The organism is Streptomyces fumanus, assembly GCF_014655295.1.
In the GTDB taxonomy this organism is placed as follows: Bacteria; Actinomycetota; Actinomycetes; order Streptomycetales; family Streptomycetaceae; genus Streptomyces; species Streptomyces fumanus.
The window spans coordinates 130,418-139,863 of the sequence record NZ_BNBI01000017.1; the positions used below are offsets into that span (position 1 = coordinate 130,418).

Annotated in this window: 1 protein-coding gene; it reads right to left on the reverse strand. The window is 75.4% G+C overall.

All coding sequences use genetic code 11. The features are described 5' to 3' along the window. Positions 1 to 4: 4 nt before the first annotated feature. Complete coding sequence (locus IE316_RS30690; protein ID WP_190207793.1) at positions 5 to 9,391, reverse strand: type I polyketide synthase; 9,387 nt, start codon at positions 9,389 to 9,391, stop codon at positions 5 to 7. Positions 9,392 to 9,446 lie beyond the last annotated feature (55 nt).

A 9,446-nucleotide genomic window follows, 5' to 3' on the forward strand; every position in this document is an offset into this window, starting at 1 on the left:
GGGGTCAGCCGGCCGAGGTGTCGCGGCGCAGCTTGTCGAGGAAGGCGAGCATCTCGTCGTCGGTGGCGGCTTCGAGCTCGTCGGTGGCGGTGCGGGCCTCGGGTTGCCGTGGGCCGTCGTCGGGGGCGGCGGTCCAGGTGGCGAGGAGGGTCTGCAGGCGTTTGGTGATGCCGGCCCGGTCGGTGTCGCCGACGGTGGCGGTGGCGAGGCCGTTGGCGAGGCGGTCGATCTCCGCGTGCAGGGAGGTGGCGTCCGCCGTGCCGTCCTCCAGGAGTTCGGCCTGGAGGAGGTCGACGAGGGCGAGGGGGGTGGGGTGGTCGAACAGGAGGGTCGCGGGCAGGGTGAGGCCGGTGCGGCGGCTCAGGCGGTTGCGCAGGTCGACGGCGGTGATCGACTCGAAGCCGAGTTCGCTGAAGGCGCGGTCGGGCCGGATCTCGTCGAGGCTGTCGTGGCCGAGGGCGGCGGCCGTGTGCTCGCGGACCAGTTCGAGGAGGCGGTGTGCACGGTCGGCGGCGCTGAGGGTGCTGAGGTCGCGGCGGAGTTCGTCGGCGGCGTCGGCCGCGTCGCGGGCTTCCTCGTCGAGTGCGGCGAGGGCGGCGCGGGCCTCGGGGAGGGTGTCGAGGAGCCTGCTGGGGCGGCGGGCGGTGAAGGCGCCGGTGAAGACGGGCCAGTCGACGTCGGCGACGGTGACGCAGGTGTCGTCGTGGTCGAGGGCTGCCCGCAGGGCGTCCAGGGCGTGGTCCGGGTCGAGGAGGCCGAGGCCGCCGAGGCCGATGCGACGCAGGGCGCGGGCGGTGTCGGGGTCGTCGGCGGCGGGGGTCTCGGTGAGCAGGTCCCAGACGGGCCAGGCGACGGAGAGGGCGTGCCGGCCCTGGGCGCGGTGCCGTTCGGCGAGGGCGTCGAGGTGGGCGCAGGCGGCGGCGTAGGCGGCGTGTTCACCGCTGCCCCAGAAGGCGGCGACGGAGGAGAAGTGGACGACGGTCCGCAGTGCGGCGGGGTCGAGGAGTTCGTCGAGGAGGAGGGCGCTGTGGGCGGTGGCGGCGAGGGTGTGGGCGAGGGCGGTGGGGTCGGTCCGGTCGAGGGGGGCGAGGCCGGGGTCGCCGGGTGTGTGCACCAGGTCGGTGATCTTCTGGTCGTCGGTGTGGAGGCGGTCCAGGAGGCGGGTGACGTCCTGCCGGTCGGTCAGGTCGCAGGGGGCGAGGGTGAGGCGGGTGCCGGTGGCTTCGAGTGCGGTCTCGGTGGCGGTGGCGGTGCCGGGGTCGATGGGGCCGGCCAGGACGATGTGTTCGGCGCCGCGGGCGGAGAGCCAGTGGGTGAGCCGGACGGTCAGGGGGCTGGTGCCGCCGGTGACGAGGACGGTGCCGGTGGGGCGCCAGTCGCGTACCGGGTCGGTGGTGGGGAGGGGGGCGCGGTCCAGACGGCGGATGTGGGTGCCGGTGGGGCGCAGGGCGAGCTGGTCCTCGTGTGCCGCGTTGGTGAGGGCCTGGCGCAGCCGGTCGGCGTCGTCGGGGCCGGGGTGTGCGGGCAGGTCCACCAGGCCGCCCCAGCGGTCGGGCAGTTCGAGGGCGGCGACGCGGCCGAGTCCCCAGATCCGGGCCTGTTCGGGGGCGTCGGGGGCGGGTTCGGTGACGGCGACGGCGCCTCGGGTCAGGCACCACAGGCGGGTCTCGGCGGTGAGGTCGGTGACGGCCTGGGCGAGGAGGAGGGTGCCGGTGAGGCCGGCGGAGATCTGCGGGGTGCCGGGGTGGGGGGTGGGGTCGAGTCCGAGGAAGGAGAGGACGCCGACGCGTCCGGGTTCGCGTGGGAGGGCGTCCTGGAGGCGGTCGGTGAGGTCGGCGCGGTCGGTGCGGGCGGGGTCGACGGTGACGGTGTCGACCTTCAGGCCCCGGTCGGCCAGGCCGGCGATCAGCCGGGTGGTGTCCTCGTCGGCGGCGAGTGCGGCCGGGACGACGGCGAGCCAGGCGGTCGGGGCGCCGGGGTCGGCGGTCAGGTCGGGGGCGGGCTGCCAGCGGGCGCGGTAGCGGCGGCCGTCGGCGGTGCGGCGCTCGCGGGTGTGCCGGCGCCAGGCGCGCAGGGTGGGCAGGACGCTGTGCCAGGGCTGTGCTTCGGGTGCGTCGAGGAGGTCGGCGAGTGCCTGGGGGTCCTGGTCTTCGACGAGTTCCCAGAAGCGGGCCTCGGCCGGGTCGCGGTCGGCGGCGGGTGCGGTGCCGGCCGCGTCGAGCCAGTAGCGGCGCCGGGCGAAGGGGTAGGTGGGCAGGTCGACGGTGGTGGGGCGGTGAGCAGCGAGGACGGTGCTCCAGTCGGGTACGACGCCGAGGGCGGCAGCCTCGCCGACGGACAGCAGGAAGCGGTCGAGGCCGCCCGCGCCCCGGCGGAGGCTGCCGAGGACCGCGCTCTCGGCGCCGGCGGACGCGGCGATCTCCTGGACCGGGGTGACGAGGGTGGGGTGCGGGCCGAGGTCGACGAACGTGTCGTGTCCCTGCTCCAGCAGGCCGCGCACGGTCTCCTCGAAGCGGACCGTCCGCCGCAGGTTGGTGTACCAGTACTCGGCGTCCAGCCCGGCGGTGTCCAGCGGACCGGCCGTGACGGTGGAGTGGAACGGCACGTCTCCGGTGGTGGGCCGCAGGTCCGCGAGGTCGGCGAGGAGCCGGTCGCGGATCTCCTCGACGTGCGCGGAGTGCGAGGCGTAGTCCACCGGGAGGACGCGGGAGCGTTCGGCGCCGGCCGCCAGGGCCCGTACGGCGTCGGGGTCGCCGGAGACGACGACCTGGCCGGGGCCGTTGGCCGCCGCGAGGGAGAGCCGGCCGCCGGACGCGGCGACGTGCTCGGCGGCCTCGGTGGCGGACAGCGCGACGGAGGCCATGAGGCCCCGGTCGGAGAGGGCGAGGAGTGCCTTGCTGCGCAGGGCGGCGATCCTGGCGCCGTCGTCGAGGGTGAGGGCGCCCGCGACGACCGCCGCGGCGATCTCGCCCTGCGAGTGGCCGACCACGGCGGCGGGCCGGATGCCGTGGGCGCTCCAGAGCGCGGCGAGGGAGACCATCACCGCCCACAGGGCGGGCTGCACCACGTCCACGCGGTGCAGGGCGGCCTCGTCGGCGTCGCGCAGGACCGCGGTCAGCGACCAGTCGACGTAGGGGGCGAGGGCCGTCTCGCAGCGGGCGATGTGCTCGGCGAACAGGGGGCATTCCGCGAGCAGCCCGGCGGCCATGCCGGGCCACTGGGAGCCCTGCCCGGGGAAGACGAACACGACACGGTCGCGAATGGGCCCGGTGCCTTCGGCGACGTGGGGGCGTGCCACGCCGTCGGCGAGTCCGTCCAGTGCGTGCAGGAGGGTGTCGCGGTCGTGGGCGAGCACCACCGCGCGGTGGGGCAGGACGGCGCGGGTGGTGGCGAGGGAGTGCGCGATGTCGGCGGGGGCGAGGCCGGGGTGGTCCAGCAGGTGTCCGCGCAGCCGGGCCGCGACGGCCCGCAGGGCGGGTGCGCTGGCGGCGGAGAGGAGGTAGGGCAGCGGGGTGCCGGGCTGCGGCCGCTCCTCGGGGGCCTCCTCGGGGGCCTGCTCGGCGGCGGGAGGGGCCTGTTCGAGGATGACGTGGGCGTTGGTGCCGCTGATGCCGAAGGAGGACACCCCGGCGCGGCGGGGCCGGCCGGTGTCCGGCCAGGGTGCCGCTTCCGTGAGGAGTTCCACGGCGCCGGCCGACCAGTCGATGTGCGGTGAGGGCCGGTCGACGTGGAGGGTCTTGGGGAGGGTGCCGTGGCGCAGGGCCATGACCGTCTTCACGAGGCCCGCGAGCCCGGCGGCGGCCGCCGCGTGGCCGAGGTTGGACTTCACCGAGCCGATCCGCAGCGGGCGTTCGGCGGGCCGGTCCTGTCCATAGGCGGCGATCAGGGCGTGGGCCTCGATGGGGTCGCCGAGGGTGGTGCCGGTGCCGTGCGCCTCGACGGCGTCGACCTGGTCCGGCGTCAGCTCCGCGTCGGCGAGGGCGAGCCGGATGACCCGCTGCTGGGCGAGGCCGTTGGGCGCGCTGAGCCCGTTGCTGGCGCCGTCCTGGTTGACGGCGGAGCCACGGACCACGGCGAGGACCGGGTGCCCCTCGCGCCGGGCGTCGGAGAGCCGTTCGAGGACGAGGACGGCGGCGCCCTCGGACCAGCCGGTGCCGTCGGCGCCCGCGGCGAACGACTTGCAGCGGCCGTCGGCGGCGAGCCCGCGCTGCCGGCTGAACTCGACGAAGCCCGTGGGGACGGCCATGACGGCGACGCCCGCCGCGAGGGCCGTGGCGCACTCGCCCCGGCGCAGGGCCTGCACGGCGAGGTGCAGGGCGACCAGGGACGACGAGCACGCGGTGTCCACCGTGACGGCGGGGCCTTCCAGGCCGTAGGTGTAGGCGAGGCGTCCGGACAGGACGCTGCCCGCGCTGCCGGTGAGCGCGTAGCCCTCCGCGCTCTGGCCCGCGTGCGCTCCGGTCGCGTAACCGGAGGGTGAGCCGCCGACGAAGACGCCGGTCGCGGTTCCGGCGAGGGCCGCCGGGTCGAGTCCGGCGCGTTCGAAGGCTTCCCAGGAGGTTTCGAGGAGGAGCCGCTGCTGGGGGTCCATGGCGGTGGCCTCGCGCGGGGAGATCCCGAAGAAGCCCGCGTCGAAGTCGGCGGCGCCGGTGAGGAATCCGCCGTGCCGGGTGTAGGTGGTGCCGGGGTGGTCGGGGTCGGGGTGGTAGAGGCGGTCGAGGTCCCAGCCCCGGTCGGCCGGGAAGAGGCCGATGGCGTCGCCGCCGTCGGCGACCAACTGCCACAGGTCCTCGGGGGACTCGACACCGCCGGGGAAGCGGCAGGCCATGGCGACGATCGCGACGGGCTCGTCGGAGGCGGCGAGGGCGACGGCCCCGCCCTGCCGGCGGTCGGCCGGTCCGTCCTGGGCGAGTTCCTCGCACAGGTACGCGGCCAGCGCGGCACAGGTCGGGTGGTCGAACACGGTGGTGACGGCGAGCTGGAGCCCGGTCAGCGCGCCGAGCCGGTCGCGCAGTTCGACGGCGGTCAGGGAGTCGAAGCCGAGGTCGCGGAAGGCCCGGTCGGCGTCGACCGTCTGCGCCGAGCCGTGCCCGAGCACCTGCGCGACCTGGGTACGCACGGCGTGCAGGGCGAGCGCGGGCCGGTCCGCGGCGGGGGCCTCGGCGAGACGGCGGGCGAGCGCGGCGTCCTTCGGCACCGCGGACCCGGACGCGGGCGCGGGCGCGGCGGCGGCGGTCGGGTGCAGCGCGCTCAGCAGCGGGCTGGGCCGCAGCGCGGTGAACGCGGTGGTGAACCGTTCCCAGTCCACGTCGGCCACGGCCACCGTCGCCTCGGGCCGCCCCACGGCCCGGGCGAGCGCGGCGAGTCCCGCGTCCGTGGACAGCGGGCGCAGACCGCGGCGGGCCAGCCGTCGTACGTCGTCCTCCGCGCCGACCATGCCTTCGTCGGCCCACGGACCCCAGGCGATGGAGGTGGCGGCCAGCCCGCGCGCCCTGCGCTGCTCGGCGAGCGCGTCCAGCGCGGCGTTGGCGGCGGCGTAGGCGCCCTGGACGCCGCCGCCCCACACTCCGGCGACCGAGGAGAACAGCACGAACGCGTCGAGCGGGCGGTCACCGAACACGGTGTCGAGGTGGGCGGCGCCCACCGCCTTGCCGGCGATGACGTCCGCGCACAGGAGCGGGTCGGTGTCGAGGACGGGGCGGTCCTGGGCGAGCCCCGCGGTGTGCACGACGGCCCGGATCGGCTCGCCGTCGGCCTCCACCTGCGCGACGAGCCGGGCGAGGGCGGCGCCGTCGGCGAGGTCGCAGGAGGCGACGGTGGTGCGGGCGCCGAGTTCCGCGAGGTCCGCCACCAGTTGGTCGACCCCGGGCGTTCCGTCGCCCCGCCTGCTGACCAGCACCAGTTCCTCGGCACCCCGCTCGGCCGCCCACCGTGCCACCCGGGCGCCGAGGCCGGTCGTGCCGCCGGTGACCAGGATCCGCCCGGCGGGCCGCCAGTCGGTGGCCGCGCCGTCGGCGGGCGCGGCGCCCAGCCGCCGTACCCGGATGCCGGAGGCGCGGACGGCGACCTGGTCCTCGGCACCGTCCGCGATCATCGCCACGGCCCGGGACCAGGCCGGCGCGTCGGGTACGTCGGGCAGGTCGACGAGCCCGCCCCACAGCGCGGGGTGCTCCAGGGCGACGGTACGGCCGAGACCCCAGACCTGGGCCTGTCCGACGTGGCGCACGGTGTCGGAGGCGCCGGTGGTGACCGCGCCCTGTGTCAGGGCCCACAGCCGGGTGTCCATGCCGAGGTCGCACAGGGCCTGGACGAGCGCGAGCGTGCCGGCCAGCCCCGGGGGCACGGGTCCGGCGTCGGCCGAGTGGTTCACGTTCAGGCCCAGCAGTGACACGACGCCCGTGACGCCGGTGTGCTCGCCCAGGAGTGCGGTGAGCGCCTCCCGGTCCAGCGCTTCGGGCTCGACGGTCAGGTGCGTCACGCGTGCGCCGCGCTCCTCCAGCGCCTCGGCGCACCCCGCGGTGAGAGCGTCGCCGGTGCCGGACACCAGCAGCCAGTCGCCGGAGAGCCTGGCCGTCGGGGATTCGGCGACCGTGCGCCAGTGGATCGTGTAGCGGCCGGTGGGGGCGGCGGGCTGTTCGCTGGTGAGCCAGTAGTGCTGCCGCTGGAAGGCGAACGTCGGCAACTCCACCCGCCGGCCGCCGCGCGCGGCGAGGTTCCCGGCCCAGTCGACGCGGATGCCTTCGGTGTGCAGGGCGGCCAGTGCCCCGGTCACGCTGCTCGCCTCGGGGTGGTCGCGCCGCAGCAACGGCAAGGCGGTGGGCGCCTGGCGCTCGGGATTCGGGACGACCGCCTCCCGGACCATGGCACAGGCGACGCCGTCGGGGCCCAGTTCCGCGAAGGCGGTGACGCCGTGGGCCAGCAGGGCGGTGACGCCGTCACCGAAGCGGACGGCTTCGCGGACCTGACGCACCCAGTAGGCCGGGTCCGTCAACTCCCCCGCCGACGCCACCCGGCCGGTCAGGTTGGACACGATCGGCAGTTGCGGTTCCGCGTACGAGACGCCCTCCAGCACCGTACGGAACTCCGCGAGCATCAGTTCCATACGCGCCGAGTGGAACGCGTGACTGACCGCCAGCCGCTTCGTCTTGCGCCCCAGCTCACTCAGCGCATCGGCAGCCGCCAGGACAGCGGTCTCGTCCCCGGAGATCACCACCGACGACGGACCGTTCACCGCCGCGATCTCCGCACCATCCCCCAGCACTTCCGCGACTTCGGCCTCCGTCGCCTGCACCGCCACCATCACCCCGCCAGACGGCAGCGCCTGCATCAACCTCCCCCGCGCCGCCACCACCGCAGCCGCATCGGCAAGCGACCACACGCCTGCCACATGAGCCGCCGCCAACTCCCCGATCGAATGACCGAGAAGGAAGTCGGGACGTACCCCGAAGGACTCCACCAGCCGGAACAGCGCCACCTCGACCGCGAACAACCCGGCCTGCGTGAACACCGTCTCCCCCAGCAGCTCCTCCTCCCCCCACACCACATCACGCACACCGTGCCCCACATGACCGGCCAGCTCCCGGTCCAGCTCCGCGACCACCGCGTCGAACGCCTCCGCGAACACCGGGAACGCGGCATACAACTCACGCCCCATCCCCAACCGCTGACTCCCCTGCCCACTGAACAACAGGGCCACCCGGGCGTCGGTGCGTACAGCGCCCACCCGTACGTTGGCGCCGGGGTCGCCGTCCGCCAGTGAGGCGAGTCCTTCGACCAGTTCGGTGCGTTCGGTGCCGAGGACGGCCGCGCGGACGTCCAGGGCGGAGCGGGTCGCGGACAGGGAGTGGGCGAGGTCCAGCGGGGTGAGTTCGGGGTGTGCCTCGATGTGGTCGAGGAGCCGGCGGGCCTGGGCGCGCAGTCCCGGCTCCGAGCGGGCGGAGACGAGCCAGGGCAGGGGGCCGCTGTCGTCGGGTACGGCCTCGGCGTCGGCCGGCTCGGCCGGTGCGGGAGCCTGTTCGAGGACGATGTGCGCGTTGGTGCCGCTGATCCCGAACGAGGAGACCGCGGCCCGGCGCGGCTGCCCGGTCTCGGGCCAGGGGCGGGCCTCGGTCAGCAGCTCGACCGCGCCCGCCGACCAGTCGACGTGCGGGGTCGGCGCGTCCACGTGGAGCGTTTTCGGCAGTGTGCCGTGGCGCATCGCCAGCACGGTCTTGATGACTCCGGCGACGCCCGAGGCGGCGGCGGAGTGGCCCAGGTTGGATTTGAGGGCGCCGAGCCACAGCGGCCGGTCCCGGTCCTGGCCGTAGGTGGCGATCAGGGCTTGGGCCTCGATGGGGTCGCCGAGCCGGGTGCCGGTGCCGTGGGCCTCGACGTGGTCGATCTGGTCGGGGGTGAGGCGGGCGTTGTCCAGGGCCTGCCGGATGACGCGCTGCTGTGACGGTCCGCTGGGTGCGGTGAGGCCGCTGCTGGTGCCGTCCTGGTTGACGGCGCTGCCGCGCAGCACGGCGAGCACCTGGTGGCCGTTGCGGCGGGCGTCGGCGAGCCGTTCGACGAGGACGACCCCGACGCCCTCGGACCAGCCGGTGCCGTCGGCGGCGGCGGCGAACGCCTTGCAGCGGCCGTCGGGGGCGAGGCCGCGCTGCCGGCTGAACTCGACGAAGAGCGCGGGGTCGGACATCACGGTGACGCCGCCGACCAGCGCGAAGGAGCACTCGTTGTGCCGCAGGGCCTGTGCGGCCAGGTGGAGGGCGACCAGGGAGGACGAGCAGGCGGTGTCGACGGTGACGGCGGGGCCCTCGAAGCCGTAGGTGTAGGAGAGCCGGCCGGACAGGACGCTGGTGATGTTGCCGGTCATCGAGTAGCCCTCGATGGCGCGCGGGGTGCGGCTCGGGTTCTCGATGTAGCGGTTGGCGCCCGCGCCGACGAAGACGCCGGTGCGGCTGCCCTTGAGGGTGGCCGGGTCGATGCCGGCCCGCTCGAACGCCTCCCACGACGTCTCCAGGAGCAGTCGCTGCTGGGGGTCCATCGCGAGGGCTTCGCGGGGGGATATCCCGAAGAACTCGGCGTCGAACTCGCCCGCGTCGTGGACGAAGCCGCCTTGGCGTACGTAGCTCTTGCCGGGGGCGTCGGGATCGGGGTCGTAGAGGTCGTCGGTGTCCCAGCCCCGGTCGGTGGGGAAGTCGGAGACGACGTCGGCCCCGGACTCCACCAGCCGCCACAGGTCCTCGGGCGAGCGGACACCGCCCGGGAAGCGGCAGGACATGGCGACGATCGCGAGGGGCGCCCGTCCGTGTGCCTCCGTGGCGGCCAGGCGGCGCCTGGTCTGCTGGAGTTCCTCGGTCACCCGCTTGAGGTAGCCCCGCAGTTTGTGTTCCGTGCCGGTGTCGTTCATCGCCCACGCTTTCCAGAGAACGGCGTTGTCCGGGTCGGTCGGGTGGCAGAGGTCA